Raw genomic sequence first — 14,872 nt, forward strand, 5'->3', positions numbered from 1 at the left:
ACCAAGGGCCCAAAACCCTCTTGAGCCGGGCGCTGCGTACCGCGATGGTGGTGCGTTATGGATCAAGGCAGGCGCACCACGGACCGGAAGGCAGTCGGTCTGTTGGTGAAGCTCAAGCATGAAAGCGTGGGGAGCTTCGCGGAGGAGTTCGCCACCAACCTGAGCCCGGGCGGGATGTTCATCCGTTCGCGCACCCCCCAGCCCGTGGGGACACCCGTCAAATTCGAGGTGCAGATCGCCGGCGGCGTGCGCGTGCTGCATGGCACCGCCGATGTCCGGTGGATCCGCGAAGTGGGAGACCCCTCGGGCCCTCCCGGCATGGGCCTCCAGTTCCACGAACTGGACCCGGCCAGCCGCGCCCTCGTCGACATGATGCTCCTGCAGCGCAGGTCGGAGGCCGCCGCCGCCGTCGTCTCGCCGCTGCCCGCCATCGCGCCCTCCGTCGCCCCGCTGGCTCCCGCCATCGCGCCCCTGGCGCCGGCTGTCGCGCCCGTGCAGATCCGTCCCGCCGCGAAGCCCGCGCCTCGCGCGACGGAAGGCGTGGCGCTCGATTCGCTCTTCGACGACATCGAGGCCCCGCCCACCCCCACGCTGGATGAGCCCTTCGACTTCTCTCCGCCCGCCTCCGCGGAGAACGACGTGGATATTCCGCTCGAGGAGCTCATCGCGAGCACGCCGCCGCCCGTCTCGCTTCCGGATGACGAGCCGCTGCCCGGGTTCGAGTTCGAGATAGAGGCGGGACCGGGTGACGCACCCCTGGCCTTCGGGGAGGTGCTCGATGAGCCGGTGAGCCTCGACGAGGCGCCCATCGAGGTCGGCATCACCGTGGAAGAGGAGTCGGCTTCTTCCGCGCCGTCGCGCGCCAGCGGACCGCTGGAGTTCGACCTGGATATGTCCGAGGCGGCCCTCGCGCCGCCTCCTCCCGCTCCACGCGCGGCGCCGTCGCGGGCCAGCGGGCCGCTCGAGTTCGACCTGGACCTCAGCGAGGCGATGGAGGAGTCCCCTCCCACACCGCCCTCGCGCCCAGCCCCGCCTCCCGCGCGTCCCGCCGCGCCGCCGCCGGCTTCCAAGCCGAGCGGTGGGAGCTTCGAGTTCGAGCTGGATTTCAGCGAGGCCGTGGAGGAGTCCCCTCCCGCGCGCCCCGCCGCGCCGCCGCCCGCCGTGGCCGCCAGGCCGAGCGGTGGAGCCTTCGAGTTCGACCTGGACTTCAGTGAGGCCGTGGAGGAGTCCCCTCGCGCACCGCCTCCGCGCCCGGCCGCGCCGCCGCCTCCTCCGGCGTCCAAGCCGAGCGGTGGGAGCCTCGAGTTCGAGCTGGATTTCAGCGATGCCGTGGAGGAACTCCCTCCGGCGGCGCCGCCTCCGACGCGGACCTCGCCTCCGCCGCCTCCGTCCGCCACTCGCCCCGCTGGTGGCGGCCGCGAGTTCGACCTGGACCTGTCGGGGATGGGCGCGAGGCCCTCTCCCGGAGTCGCGGCGCCTCGGATGCCCGCGCCGCCTCCCGCCGCGGCCCGTCCTCCGCCTCCGCCCGCCGCGTTCCAGCCTCCACCGCCGCCGCCCTCGTTCCAGCCGCCGCCTCCGTCACCCGTGGCGGCCGCGTCGCTGCCCAATGTGCGCCGCGAGGCCCCTCGGGCTCCCGAGCCGGTGGGGACTCCCACGCTGCTCTCGCCGGCGTCAGCGAAGCCCGCGACACCGCTCGCCGCGCCCGCGCTGGATGAGCGGGGCCTGCCGAAGACGGTCTTCCTCCCGCCGCCTCCGCAAATCGTGGGCACGGGGCCCGTCATCGGCATCGACCTGGGCACCACCAACTCGTGCGTGGCGCTCTTGTCCAACGGGCGCCCCATGGTCCTTCGCTCGCGCGAGGGCTACAACACGATTCCGTCGGTCATCTCGCTCAACGCGCAGAACAAGCTGCTCGTCAGCCACCGCGCGAAGAACCAGCTCGTGTTGCGCCCGCAGCACACCATCTACGGCGCGAAGCGACTGGTGGGTCGTCCCTACGACAGCGCCGTGGTGAACCAGGTCCGCGAGCGCTTCCACTACGAAATCGTCCCCGATGCCGCCGGCCGCGCCGCCGTGCGACTGGCGGACAGCGTGCTCTCGCTGGAGGAGGTGCAGGCCATCATCCTCCGCGAGTGCAAGGAGATGGCGGAGGCCCACCTCAACCAGAAGGTGGAGCGCGCGGTGGTGACGGTGCCCGCGTACTACTCCGAGCCGCAGCGCGAAGCGGTGCGCAAGTCCGGCATCCTCGCGGGCCTCAAGGTGGAGCGCATCCTCAACGAGCCCACCTCGGCGGCGCTCGCGTATGGCCTCAACCGCGAGCTGAACAAGAAGGTCCTCGTCTACGATTTGGGCGGCGGTACCTTCGACGCCACCATCCTCAAAATCGAGAAGAACGTCTTCGAGGTGCTCGGCACCGGCGGCGACATCTTCCTGGGCGGCATCGACTTCGACAACCTCATCGTCGACTTCCTCCTCCAGCGCTTCCAGGAGAAGGAGGGCATGGCCTTCAACGGCGACGGCATCGCCCTGTCGCGCGTCAGCGACGCCGCCGAGCGCGCGAAGATGGCCCTCTCCGAGCGCGCCAGCTTCGAGGTCCACATCCCCATGTTGATGATGGACGATGCGGGCCGCCCTCGTGACTTGCGTGTCGTGATGACGCGGCAGGAGCTGGAGAAGATTTGCGACCCGCTGCTCAGCCGCACCGTGGACGTGGTGCGCGACGTGCTGCTGGACGCGAAGCTGAAGGCCAGCGAGGTGGACGACATCATCCTGGTGGGCGGTATGAGCCGCATGCCCCTGGTGCGCGAAAAGCTCAAGGGCCTGTTCGGCAAGGGCCCGCAGGCGAGCGTCAACGCGGACGAGGCCGTCGCCCTGGGCGCGGCGCTCTACTCGGGCTCGGTGGACAAGGTGAGCAGCGTGGTGCTCATCGACGTGCTGCCCATGACGGTCGGCGTGGCGATGCCCGGTGGCGTCTTCAAGCGCGTCATCGAGCGCAACAGCCCGCTGCCCGCGCAGCGCTCCTTCGCCCTCAACACGACGAAGGACAACGAGGAGTTCCTGGAGCTGTCCATCTTCCAGGGCGAGGACAACCACATCTCCGCCAACGAGTACCTGGGCACGGTGCGCATCGAGGGACTGCCTCGGGGGCCGAAGGGCTCGGTGCGAGTCGCCGTCACAATCAAGCTCGATTCGGAGTGCGTGCTGCATGTCGAGGCTCGCGAGTACTCCACGCGCAAGGAAGTGAAGGCCACGCTGGCCACGCGTTACTCACCCGAGGAGCTCCAGAAGCAGCTCCAGGTGAGCAAGGAGTCGGTGAAGGCCGCCGAGGAGCGCCGTGGCGCGGACCTGAAGGAGCGCGCGGGTGGCTTCTGGGGCTTCGTGAAGAAAGCGCTGGGCCGCAAGTAGCGGGCACGCCGAGGGACGAAAGGACCGTACGTCTTGAGCCAGCACACTCCCTCCCGTCGGCGCTGCTCCTTCTGCGGCGCCCCCGAGCATCAGGCGGGCCCGCTGCGACAGGGCACCGGCGGCGCCACCATCTGCGATGCGTGCGTGGTGCGTCTGTTCGCCGAACTGGACCGGCAAGCCTTCGCCCCCAGCCCGAATCCGAAGGGAAACACCGCCACGCTCCACAGTGGCTCGGACGACGCCTGACCTCGGGAGTTCCATGTCGTCCGTCTCAGCGCCCCGGTACCTGACGCGCTTCCAGTGCCTCGCGGACGCGTGCGAGGACACCTGCTGCGCGGGGCTCGTCGTGCCGGTGAGTGATGCGCGCTGGCGCATCCTTCGCGACGTGGTGGCCGGTGGGCCCGATGCGGCCCGGGTCCAAGCGCTCGTGCTGCCGGACCCGGGCAGCGGCTCGGGCGCGGAGGCCGCGTACATCACCAAGCGCGAGGATGGGAACTGCTCATTCCTCGACGAGCGCAAGCTGTGCGCGCTGCACCGGAAGTATGGCGAGGTCGCGCTGCCGGATGCGTGCGCGATGTTTCCGCGCGTGGCGACTCGCAGGGCAGGGCGGCTGGAGGTGACGGGCTCGTTCGGCTGTCCCGAGGTGGTGCGTCTGTGTCTGCTCGCGGAGGATGCGCTGGAGCAGGTGCCGGTGGACGCCTCGCTCGCGGCGCGGCCGGAGATTGCCCGGGTGCTGGGGGACGAGGACGCGTGGTCGGTGCACTCGGAGCGGGTGCGCGCCGTGGCGCTGCGCATCCTGGAGCGGCGTGAGCATCCGTTCGCCTCGCGGCTGTTCATGCTGGGCGAACTGGCGCGGCGGCTGGGGCCCTTCTACTTCCGGGGCACCGAGGTGTTCCGGGAGGAGGGCGCGGAGGCGCTGTTGACCCAGACGCTCGCGACGTTCGAGGACCCGGAGACGCTGGCCGCATTGCATGCGGCGGTCTCCCAGGTGTCGCTGCCTGGAGGACCGTGGGCGGGCATCTGCGGCATGGTGCTGAGGTCGCGCGTGGGGGCGGTGGGCAGCGAGCGATTCAGTGGCTGGGCTCGCGCGGTGCTGGCGTCCTACGGAGGGCCGCAAGCGGCGCCGGATGACGTCTGGGCCCGTTATGCGGCGCGCAGGGCTCGACTGGAGCCCGTGCTGGGCGCGCGCGTGGAGCAGTACTTCCGGCACCACGCGGTGAACCACTGGCTGCGCCATCCGTTCACCGATGCGCCGTCGGTGCTCGACTATGTCTTCAAGCTCGCGCTGCGGGCGGCGGTGTTGCGCTGGGTGCTTCTCGGCCATCCGACGGTGGTGGCGCTGTGCGAGCGCGACGACCTCGCGGCCACGCCAGAGGTCCGCGCCCAGCTCGACGCGGCGGCGGTGGAGTGCTTCCAGTTGAGCGCGAAGCACCTCGAACAGTCTTCCGAGTTGCACACGCTCGCCCAGGGACTCTCGGGCGGCGCGGGGCCGGACTCGCTGCCCCGGATGCTCGTGCTCCTCCAGGGCCTCTGAGCCTTGGGCTCAGGTCGCCGCGCGTGTCCGCACACGCGGCCGACCTTCGGCGGGAGTCTCCGCGCGCTCAGGTCGCCGAGCGCGGCTTCGCGCCCAGCCGCTCCATCGCCTGACGGAACACGGCGTAGTCCTGCGCGCCCTGGATGCCGAAGCGGTCTCCGAGCACGAACGTGGGCACCGCGCTGACGCCCATCTCCCGCGCCTCGCGCACCGCGTCGTCCACCACCTTCTCGAAGTGTCCGCCCTCCACGGCCTGCTGGAGCGCGTCCGGCTCCAGGCCCACTTCCTCCGCCGCGCCGCGCAGCGTCTCCCACTGCCAGAGGTCCTGTCCCTCACTCCAGTACCGACGCAGCAGGGCCGCATGGTACGGCTCCAGTTTGCCCTGGGTTCGCGCGTACTCGGTCGCCTGGTGCGCCCGCTTCGTGGACGGAATGACGTCCCGGTCCACCATCTTCAACCCCGCCTGCGCCGCGCGCAGCTTCAGCGGGTTGTTGGGGTCCTTCATCTTCTCGCGGATGTGCGCGGGAAGGGGCAGCCCCTCGGGCGGCGTCTCCGGGCGCAGGAAGAACGGACGCCAGTCCACCTGGAGGTCGTACTCCTGGCTCAGCTTTTTGACTTCCTGCAGGCCGACGTAACACCAGGGACAGACGAAATCGGACCAGACGCGGACGGTGACGGGTTCGCTCATGGCCCTCTCATTAACCCGGGCATACACGGGCCGCTCGCATGTTCCGAGGCCCCAGGGTGGACAGCGTCCAGAGGAGCGGGCACGGTCCACCCCCGTATGCCCCCAACCCGAGCGCTCGCCTGGAGGCCAGCGCCTGGGTCCACCCCAGGAGGACACCTTGTCGCTGTCGCTTGTCGCGGCCCTGGCCATCGCCGCCTCTCCGGCGCCCGCCCGGCCCCAGCCGTTCACCCACCACGACATGATTTCGATGCGCCGGCTGAGCAACCCGCGCGTCTCCCCGGACGGCAAACAGGTCGCCTACGTCCTGCGCTCCACCGACCTGGAAGCCAACCGGGGCCGCAATGACTTGTGGCTCGTCAACATCGACGGGAGCGGCTCGCGCCAGCTCACCTCGCATCCCGACTCGGACTCGGACCCCACCTGGGCCCCGGACGGCAAGAGCCTCTTCTTCCTCTCCTCGCGCGGCGGCTCCTCGCAGGTGTGGCGCCTGCCCGTGGACGGCGGCGAGCCCCTCGCCGTCACGAAGCTCCCCCTGGACGTGGGCAGCTTCCGCCTGTCCCCCGACGGCACGCGGCTCGCCGTGTCCATGGACGTGTTCCCCGACTGCACCTCCGGGCTGGAGTGCAACACCCAGCGCGAGACGGAGCGCTCCAAGCGCAAGTCCACCGGCCGCACCTACGACAAGCTCTTCGCCCGTCATTGGGACACGTGGAAGGACGGAAAGCGCTCGCACGTGTTCGTCGTCCCCGTCGCCGGCGGCACGCCCGTGGACGTGATGAAGGGCATGGACGCGGACGGCCCCACCAAGCCCTTCGGCGGCCCGGAGGAGTACACCTTCACCCCGGACAGCAAGAGCGTGGTCTTCACCGCGCGCGACGTGGGTCGCACCGAGTCCTGGTCCACGGATTTGGACCTCTTCGTGTCCCCGGTCGACGGCAAGGCGAAGCCGCGCAAGCTCACCGAGAAGAACCGCGCCACCGACACCAGCCCCGTCTTCAGCCCCGACGGCAAGACGCTCGCGTACCTCGCCATGGCCCGCCCGGGCTTCGAGGCGGACCGCTACCGCGTCATCCTGCGCACCTGGCCGGGTGGCCAGGAGCGCGTGCTCGCCGAGGACTGGGACCGCTCCGCCGGCTCGCTCGCGTGGAGCCCGGACAGCAAGACGCTGTACGCGTCCGCGGGCCACATCGGCCTGGTGCCCCTGTTCGCGCTGGACGTGGCAAGCAACCAGGTGCGCCAGCTCACCAAGGACGGCACCGACGACTCACCCCAGCCCGCGGCCAACGGCAGCCTGGTCTACGTGCATGACGACCTGGACTCGCCCGCGGACCTGCACGTCCTCAACGCGGACGGCACCTCCAAGCAAATCACCCAGGTGAACCAGGACGCGCTCGCGCGCATCCGCTTCGGCGGCTTCGAGCAGTTCGAGTTCCCCGGCTGGAACAACGAGACGGTGCGCGCCTACGTCGTGAAGCCGGTGGACTTCGACCCGAAGCGCCAGTACCCGCTGGCCTTCCTCATCCACGGCGGACCGCAGGGCTCCTTCGGCAATCACTTCCATTACCGGTGGAACCCCCAGGTCTACGCGGGCCGGGGCTATGTGGCCGTGATGGTCGACTTCCATGGCTCCACCGGCTACGGGCAGGCGTTCACCGACTCCATCCGTGACGACTGGGGCGGCAAGCCGCTGGAGGATTTGCAGAAGGGCCTGGCCGCCGCGCTGCAGCGCTACCCCTTCATCTCCAAGGAGAAGAAGTGCGCGCTCGGTGCCAGCTACGGCGGGTACATGATCAACTGGATTGCCGGCAACTGGCCGGACGGCTTCAAGTGCCTGGTCAACCACGACGGCATCCTCGACGAGCGCATGGGCTACTTCGACACCGAGGAGCTGTGGTTCCCGGAGTGGGAGCACAAGGGCACGCCGTGGGAGAATCCGGAGGGCTACGGCAAGCACAGCCCCATCAACCACGTGGCGAAGTGGAAGACGCCGATGATGGTGGTGCACGGCGGCCAGGACTTCCGCGTCGTGGAGACGCAGGGCCTGGGCACCTTCACCGCGCTCCAGCGCAAGGGCATCCCCTCCAAGCTGCTCTACTTCCCGGAGGAGAACCACTGGGTCCTGCGTCCCGCCAACAGCATCCAGTGGCACGACGAGGTGCTGGCCTGGCTGGACCAGTGGACGCGCAACTAGGCGCGTGACACCCCGGGGCCCGCGTCAGGCGAGCGGGCCCCGGTTGCTTTTCCCTACGGAACGACGAAGCAGTCGTCGATGCAGCGCTCCAGGTACTCGGAGCAGCTCTTGTCGGCGGCGCAGTCGGCACACTCCGCCACGGCGTCCTTCCGGTCGTCGGAGTCGCGGTCATCCACCCAGTCGTTGATGGTGTCCGCGCACTTTCCCGTGTCGAGTTTGGAGTCGAAGCACTCCTTGCGATGGTCACAGATGGTGTCGGCGTTGCTGGAGCAGCCGGTGAGCACCGCGCTGAGCGCCAGGAGGGTCGTCACTGCGAGGTTTCGGATGGACATGGGGCGGTGTCCTAGCGCACCCAGTCGTCTTCGGGAAATAGCCCTTCTTGCTCAGTGTCGAGCGGCCTGCCGTGGGGGCTGAGGTCGGACGACCTTGACGTGACGCGGAGGGGGCGGTGGTGGGCGGGGAGGGGATGCGGTGGGACGCGCGTGTTCGCGCTCGGGCTGCCAGGGCCAGCGGCCCTCGAGCTCCACCGTCAGGGTGAAGCTGAGGAACGTCCGCACCAGGACGATGAGGCCCAGCACCAGGACATCGCGCAAGGTGGGCTCGTTGCTCACGGTGCGCAGGATGTCGGCGGCGACCAGGAACTCGAGGCCGAGCAGGATGGCGCGGCCCAGGTTCAGCCGGAAGAGGCGATAGGCCTCGGCGGGCGGGAGCCCCCGGTGCCGGAACAGCATCGCGACGAGGGCGATCAACGCGCCCAGGACCATGGCGCCGACGCCCGCGGCTTCCATCAGCCGGGCGGACAGCAAGACGAGCGGCCGGATGTCCATGACGACGCCTCCCCGGCTGAACCTGGACACTGCGAGGGCGGGCCTTCAGTGGCGGGCAGGCCCCTGCCTGTCAGCTCGCTCTCTGCCTGCTCCAGGCTCCACGCCGAGGCGCGCCGCAGGGACGAGCGCGCGCCCTGCCTTCCGTGTCGCGCCTCAGCGCCCCGCGTCCGTCGGTCCCGTGGCGGGCGCGGCGGGCTTGCTCGGAGCGCCTCCGGTGGCGGGGACGTTGGTCTCCGACAGCACGCCCTCTTCGCGCAGGAACTGCTGCGCCAGCTGGTCGACCTCGGCGGGCTCCAGGCCGGTGAGCACCACCGTCGCCGCCTTCGCGCGGGTCGCCAGCGCCGTCTCGCCCAGCGCGCCGTGGATGCGCGTCAGCGCCACGTGGATTTCGGGGTCGAACGGGTCCGAGGCGAGCGCCTCCAGATAGGCCGTCTTCGACTTCGGGTAGTCCTTGCGGTGCAGGAGGATGCGGCCCAGGTGCACGTTGGTGGCGGGAGAGCCCGGGTGTACGCGCAGGCTGCCGCGCAGCACGGACTCCGCTTCATCCAGCCGCTTCAACTCCAGGAGCGCCAGCGCGTACTTGTTGGAGACGGACTCGTACTTGTCGCCCACCAGCTTGTGCGCCTTGGCGTACTCCTCGGCGGCGGCCTTCACGCGGTTGCGCTCGCGCAACAGTTCACCCAGGTGCGCGAACTTGCGCGCCGGCACCTCCGCCACCTCGTTGAAGTCGCCGAAGGAGATTTCACGGCCCTTCTTCTCGCCGTCCTCCTTCGACTTGTTCTTCGCGTCCTCCTTCAGCACCACGCGGTCGTCGCGCGGCACCAGCTCCGAGGGGAAGGGCTGCTTCTTGATGTGCGAAAGCCACGTCTTCTCGAAGAGGGCGAAGGGCATGCCCATGGCCGCCTCCACCGCCTTCTTGTCCGTCTGTCCGGCCTTCAGCTCGTGGACGACGGCGCGCAGCCCGGCCGAGCCCTTGGACTGGTGCACGTAGTCGATGGCGTAGAACACCTCCGCGAACGCGGTGGCCGCGTCCTCCGCGGTGGGCAACAGCGCGATGGACGGGTGCATCTTCTCGAACGGGATGAGCGTGTCCGCCTTCACGCGCTTGCCCAGGAGCGCCTGCGTGGACGGCGTCATCGCCAGGCCCGCCTTGCCGCGCCAGCGCGACTCCAGGAACTTGGCCAGGCCCTCGTGCAGCCAGATGGGCACCGTGTTGCGGCTCATCTGACTGACGACCAGGTGGATGTACTCGTGCGCCAGCGTGTCCTGCCAGTCGTAGCCCTGCGCCACGGCCTTGGGACTGGTCACCATCAGCTTGTTGAACTTGCAGATGGCGATGGTGCCGGTGGTGCGAATCTGCTTCTCGGTGAGCGTGCTCACCTTGGACAGCTCGCGCGCGTTGTTCACCACCTCGACGCGAATCTTCCCGCCCGGCGGCGTCCAGCCCAGGTCCTCCGCCATGGCCCGGTGGATGGCCTCCAGCGTCTCCAGCGCGTAGGGCACCAGCACCGCTTCCTTGCCCTTCGGGTAGAAGAAGATGAAGTGCTCGCTCTCCGCGCGCTCGTGGCTCTTGACGATGTCGCGCGTGTCCTTGGCCAGCCGCAGGTAGCTGCCCGGCTTGTCCTCGATGTTGGCGCCTTCCAGCAGCCCCACCGCGTCGTCGTAGCGGCCCTCCTCGAAGGCCACGCGGCCCTGGTAGTACTTCAAGGGCTCCACGTCGAAGGGAATCAGCTGCTCCACCGCGGCCAGCTCGCGCTTCGCCCCGGGCACGTCCCAGTCGTCCAGGCCCTGCTCCACCTGGCCCAGGCGCGTCTTCACCTCGTCCTTGAGGGAGGACGCGTCCTGCGCGACGGCGGGCGCGGCCACGCCCAGTCCCAGGGCCAGCGCGAGGGCCACCCAGCGATTCATCCGGCGGTCTCTCACTTCACCAGCTCCTCGTAGTAGCGCTTCACCTGCTCGCGGTACTTCTCCGGCGCGCCCTGCTTCATCGCGTCCAGCAAGTCCTTGCGGAACTCCTTGGGGGCCTGGAACGCATCCTCATCGGGCAGCTCCACCTCGTCCTTCGGGTCCCTGCCGGAGTTGCCCTGCTTGCGCCCGCTCATCCCACCGGGAAGCGGCAGTCCGCCCTTGCGGCCCTTCTGGCCCTGCTGCATCTGCTGCTGGAACTGGCGCAGGCCCTCCAGCGCGGCCTGCTGCTCGCCGTAGCCCCGGCCCGGGTCCTTGCCCTGCATCCGCTGCGCGGCCTCGCCCATGCGCTGGCCCACGCCCTCCATCTGCTGCGCGGCCTCCTCGCCGAACAGCGGCGCCGTCTGCTCCATCTCCTCCATCTGCTGGCGCAGGTTCTGCGCGCGCTGCTCCAACTGCTGCTGCTGCTCGGAGAGCTGCTGGAGCTGCTGCTTCTCCTGCTGGGAGAGCTGCGAGCCCGGGGGAGGGAAGAGCGACTGGAGCTGCTTGTTCACGTCCTGCACGTTGCGCGCGTCGCGGTCCAGGCGCTGGGCCAGCTCCGAGGACTGCTGCCGCACCTCGGGCGGGTTGCCGAACATCTCGTCGAGCTGCTTCTGCTGCTCACCCATGCCGGCCAGCTGCCGGGCCGCGTCCTCGGCCCGGGCGGCGGCCTCCGCGGCCAGGTCGAAGTCGTTCACCTTCAGCGCGCTCTCCACGTTGCGCAGCTCCGACTGGGCCTCTTCCAGCGGCCGGGCGGCGCGGCTGTTGAGGTGCTCCGGGTTGAGCTTGTCGTAGCTCTGCTGGGCCTGCTGCACCTTGCGCATCAGGTCGTTCTTGATGGACTCGCCGCGCTCGGAGAGCCGCTCCTTGTTCTGCGCGCGGGCCTGGTCTCGCAGCTGTCGAGTCTGCTCGGCCACGCGCTGCTGCTCGTCCACGGTGCCCTTGAGGTCCTCCATGAACTTGCCGAACTTCTCCGCGAGCTCCGGGTACTGCTCGCCGCCGAACTCCTCGTTGGCTTCGTCCAGGCCCTTGAGCATCTCGTCCATCTGCATGCCCAGCTCTTGAAGCTTCGCGAGCGCCTCGTCCGTCTTGCCCTCGCGCATCAGCTTCTCCACCTCGTCCAGGGCGCTCTGCATGTCCTGGTCCTTCATCATCTCGGACAGGGCCTCGGCGTTGAGGTGCTCGTCGCGGATGCCCTTGCGCATCTCCGCCATGCGCTGCATCAGCTCCTGGATGCGCGCCTTGAGCTGCTGAATCTGCTCCATCACCGCCTGGCGCGCGGCCTCGTCGGGGTTGGCCTTGAACTGCTCAATCAGGCGCGACAGCTCTCGCCGCTCTCCGGCCAACTGCTTGCCCATCTCCTGGAGCGCCTCCAGCTTCTGCCGGTCCAGCAGCGCCTCCAGGTAGAGGATGTCCTTCTCCAGCTCCGCGATTTCCTCCGTCACCACGCCGGACAGGCGGTTGCCGGTGCCCCAGTCCTCGCCCCGCGCGCGCTGGGTGCGCAGGTAGAGGCGGCGGAAGTCCGCGGTGCCATTGATGTGGCTGCCCAGGGACTCGGAGATGTTGGCGAGCGCGGAGACCAGCTCGGTGGGCACATCGCGCTCGCGCGACAGCGCCTGCGCCAGGGTGCGCATGTCGGTGATGAGCTGCTGGCCACTGGTGTCCACGGACGCGGCGGTGGCGATGGCCTGGGCGTCCTTCTGCTTGTCGCGGTCCGGGCCCTCCAGCCGGTCCGCCAGGTGGTCCACCATGCGGCCCCACAGCTGCTCGGCCTTCTCCAGCGCGGCGCGGTGGTGCTCGGCGGCGGAGTAGATGCGCAGCACCTGCGTGCGGCTGACACCCTTCTTGGGGCCGTCCACCGCGTCGTTGTCCTGCGCCTCCACGAAGTAGGTAATCCGGTCGCCGGCGTCCATCTTGAGCGAGCCCAAATCCCAGGTGTACGTGTCGCGGCTGCGCCGGCCGTCCTCGCGACGCAGCGGCACGCGCGTGTCCTTCTGCGCGCCGGGCGTGCGGAAGACGAGCGACAGGCCGGACAGGCCGTAGTCGTCGGTGGCTTCGTACTTGAGCGTCACCTTCTGGTTGGGGTCGACCTCCAGCTCCGCGGCGGGCGTCATCAGCGTCACCTGGGGCGCCTTGTCCGCCTCCACGGTGAGGGGGATGTCGGGGCCCACCGCCAGGGGCTTCTCGCGCCGGGCGTAGAAGACGAAGTGGTAGTGGCCGGTCTGCTTCGCGATGAAGGTGCCTTCCAGGTCGCGGTTGCCGGTCACCTTGAGCGGCACCGACTCGGTGTTGATGACCAGCTCCGCGCGCTCCACGGGGCGGTCCGAGCGCGTCTTGATGAGAATCTCGGTGCCGGCCGGGGCGCTCACGGCGCCGTCGGTGCCGGGCACGGTGCGCTGGGACAGGCCGGTGTACGCGGGGTAGCGGTACGTCAGCTCGATGTCGCCGGTGATGGGTTCGACCTGCGTCGGGGCCTCCGGAGCGCGCGCCACCTCGAGGATGCGCTTCAGGCCCGCGGCCCACTTCTCACCGAACAGCCCCAACACCAGCGCGAGCACCAGCAGCACGCCGCACGCCGCCAGGGCGCTGCGCTGCACGGGGCGTCCGTCGACGATGGAGCGCACGTCCACGGTGCGCACCCGCGTGTCCATCTGCGCGAGGAAGGCCTCCGCCAGCTCCGGCGAGCCGTTGGCGTGTCCGCCCTGCTCGCGCCGCAGCTCCACCGCGGCCAGCACGTCCAGCGACAGCTCCGGCCGGCGCTGGCCCACCAGTCGGGCGGTGAGCAGGTCGTCGCCCACCCGTCGCCGCGCGAGCCACAGGCCGAAGCCACATGCCACCGCGGCGCCCACGGGCACGGCCATGCCGAGCAGCGACCCGCCCAGGCGCGGGGCCACGAGTCCCAGCAGGCCGCCCCCCACCCACAGGAGGCAGGCGGCCATGAAGCCCAGCGCGAGGCCCTGGAGCCACAGGTACCGGCGCTGCCGGGTGCGCACGGCGGAGAGCAGGGCTTCCACGCCACGGCCCCGCGAGGACCTGCCCACCAGGGTGGGCGAGGCCGGAGGCGGAGGTGGCGGGGGCGGCAGCTCGGGGCCTGGGCTCTGCGGGGTGTCGAGGTTCACGCTGTCCTGTCCGCTCAGTGGCGAGGCAACTCCCGGCGGAGGTGCCTATTTCCCGATTCTCTAGCAACGTCCGACGGGCCGCGAGGTGCTTGGGCCCACGGATTTCACCCAGGATGGGCGGGGCTGTCCGCCGCCGGAAGCACGCGACCGGCGGAGGGTCCGGGAGGCAACGCGGCAAATGCCCCCGTTCGTCCCGTTCGAGTCCGCCAAGTGCCCGTCATGACTCGCGAGTGGGGGACGCAGCCCCTTCCCTCGGACTGGGCACCGGGGGACACGGACGCCGGGTCGGCGGGGCCGCGAGACGGAGTCCCACCCAGCCTCGGGTCTCTCGGCGGTGGGGTGGGGCGCGTCGAGGGTCCGCCCTGAACGCGCCCTGACGGCGGTGATGGGGCGCGTCGCCCACGCTGAACGCGGCCCTAACGGGCCAGGGGTTCGTGGAGAGGGGGAGGGGGCCGGGAGCGTCGAGGGCCTGCGCGGAGGCGGCACCGGTCGACGCTCGTGGAGTTTGAAGCGACCGAGCGGAGGCCCGCCGAAGGGGCGGGCCGTGACACGCCTGTTCAGCGAGCGTCCGACTTCTTCGCGGTCGGGTCGGCGAGGTCCTCTTCCGGAGGCGGCACGCCACCCAGCTCCTGGGCGAGCGCGGTGAGCACGTCCTGGGTGCAGAGGATGCGGTTGCGCGACATCCGGGAGAGGACGCGCGCCACGGCCGACTCGACGGTGCCCTCGGAGGGAACGTCCAGCCCGCGTCCAGTCTCCGTGAGGGCGAACAGCGCCTTGCGTCCGTCCAGCGGGTCCGACTTGCGCTCCAGCAGGCCGCGCTTCTCCAGCCGCTTGAGCACGCCCGTCAGGGTGCTCGGGTGGACGTGGAGAATCTGGGCGAGCGTGCCGGCGGTGATGCCCGGGAAGCGACCCACCAGGCGGATGACGAGCCGCTGCGGACCGGTGAGGCCCAGCGTCGACTCCATTCGCTTCGAGGTGGATTGGAGCCCGTGGTCCACGGCCCACAGCAGGCGCATGAACTCGAGCACTTCTCCGAGCGGCGGGCCCTTGGGCCGCTCACCTTCCTGGGGTTCAGGCTCCCCACTGGCCGTGTCCTTCATGACTTCATCTTCCCTCACCTGCCGCCTCCCTGTCTCTGCCAAGTCTTTTGAGTCGCAGGAGGTC

General features: G+C 70.0%; 10 protein-coding genes. 4 read left to right on the forward strand and 6 right to left on the reverse strand.

What is annotated here, in order from left to right; genetic code table 11:
• Window positions 1-57 precede the first annotated feature (57 nt).
• From HUA74_RS09280 to fliB, 3 genes are read left to right on the forward strand one after another with little or no spacing between them, the layout of a single operon-like run.
• The gene (locus HUA74_RS09280; protein WP_174454218.1) at window positions 58-3,405 is read left to right on the forward strand and encodes a TIGR02266 family protein; all 3,348 of its coding nucleotides are present in this window, start codon (window positions 58-60) and stop codon (window positions 3,403-3,405) included.
• A gap of 33 nt (window positions 3,406-3,438) precedes the next feature.
• Entirely contained in the window at window positions 3,439-3,651 is a 213-nt protein-coding gene (locus tag HUA74_RS09285) for a ClpX C4-type zinc finger protein (RefSeq protein ID WP_174454219.1), read from the forward strand.
• 13 nt (window positions 3,652-3,664) lie between these two features.
• Window positions 3,665-4,939, forward strand: coding sequence for a flagellin lysine-N-methylase (gene fliB, locus HUA74_RS09290; RefSeq protein ID WP_174454220.1), 1,275 nt, complete (start codon window positions 3,665-3,667; stop codon window positions 4,937-4,939).
• A gap of 67 nt (window positions 4,940-5,006) precedes the next feature.
• On the opposite strand, the gene HUA74_RS09295 is transcribed toward fliB, so the two are convergent.
• Window positions 5,007-5,627, reverse strand: a complete 621-nt coding sequence (locus HUA74_RS09295; RefSeq protein WP_141649156.1) for a DsbA family protein — start codon at window positions 5,625-5,627, stop codon at window positions 5,007-5,009.
• 157 nt (window positions 5,628-5,784) lie between these two features.
• Here HUA74_RS09295 and HUA74_RS09300 point away from each other — a divergent pair, with 157 nt between their 5' ends.
• Entirely contained in the window at window positions 5,785-7,818 is a 2,034-nt protein-coding gene (locus HUA74_RS09300) for a S9 family peptidase (protein ID WP_141649157.1), read from the forward strand.
• Between the two features lie 53 nt (window positions 7,819-7,871).
• Here the strand turns inward: HUA74_RS09300 and HUA74_RS09305 are convergent, their stop codons facing one another.
• The 5 genes from HUA74_RS09305 to HUA74_RS09325 form a co-directional block, all read right to left on the reverse strand.
• Window positions 7,872-8,150, reverse strand: coding sequence for a hypothetical protein (locus tag HUA74_RS09305; RefSeq protein WP_141649158.1), 279 nt, complete (start codon window positions 8,148-8,150; stop codon window positions 7,872-7,874).
• Between the two features lie 51 nt (window positions 8,151-8,201).
• Window positions 8,202-8,645, reverse strand: coding sequence for a DUF1622 domain-containing protein (locus HUA74_RS09310; RefSeq protein WP_174454221.1), 444 nt, complete (start codon window positions 8,643-8,645; stop codon window positions 8,202-8,204).
• Between the two features lie 153 nt (window positions 8,646-8,798).
• Window positions 8,799-10,553, reverse strand: a complete 1,755-nt coding sequence (locus tag HUA74_RS09315; RefSeq protein WP_174454222.1) for a peptidase MA family metallohydrolase — start codon at window positions 10,551-10,553, stop codon at window positions 8,799-8,801.
• An 11-nt stretch (window positions 10,554-10,564) separates the two neighbouring features.
• Entirely contained in the window at window positions 10,565-13,708 is a 3,144-nt protein-coding gene (locus HUA74_RS09320; RefSeq protein ID WP_174454223.1) for a DUF4175 family protein, read from the reverse strand.
• Window positions 13,709-14,265: 557 nt separating this feature from the next.
• Window positions 14,266-14,808, reverse strand: coding sequence for a MarR family winged helix-turn-helix transcriptional regulator (locus tag HUA74_RS09325; RefSeq protein WP_141649414.1), 543 nt, complete (start codon window positions 14,806-14,808; stop codon window positions 14,266-14,268).
• Window positions 14,809-14,872 lie beyond the last annotated feature (64 nt).

It is taken from the genome of Myxococcus sp. CA051A (assembly GCF_013336705.1).
Lineage (GTDB): Bacteria > Myxococcota > Myxococcia > Myxococcales > Myxococcaceae > Myxococcus > Myxococcus llanfairpwllgwyngyllgogerychwyrndrobwllllantysiliogogogochensis.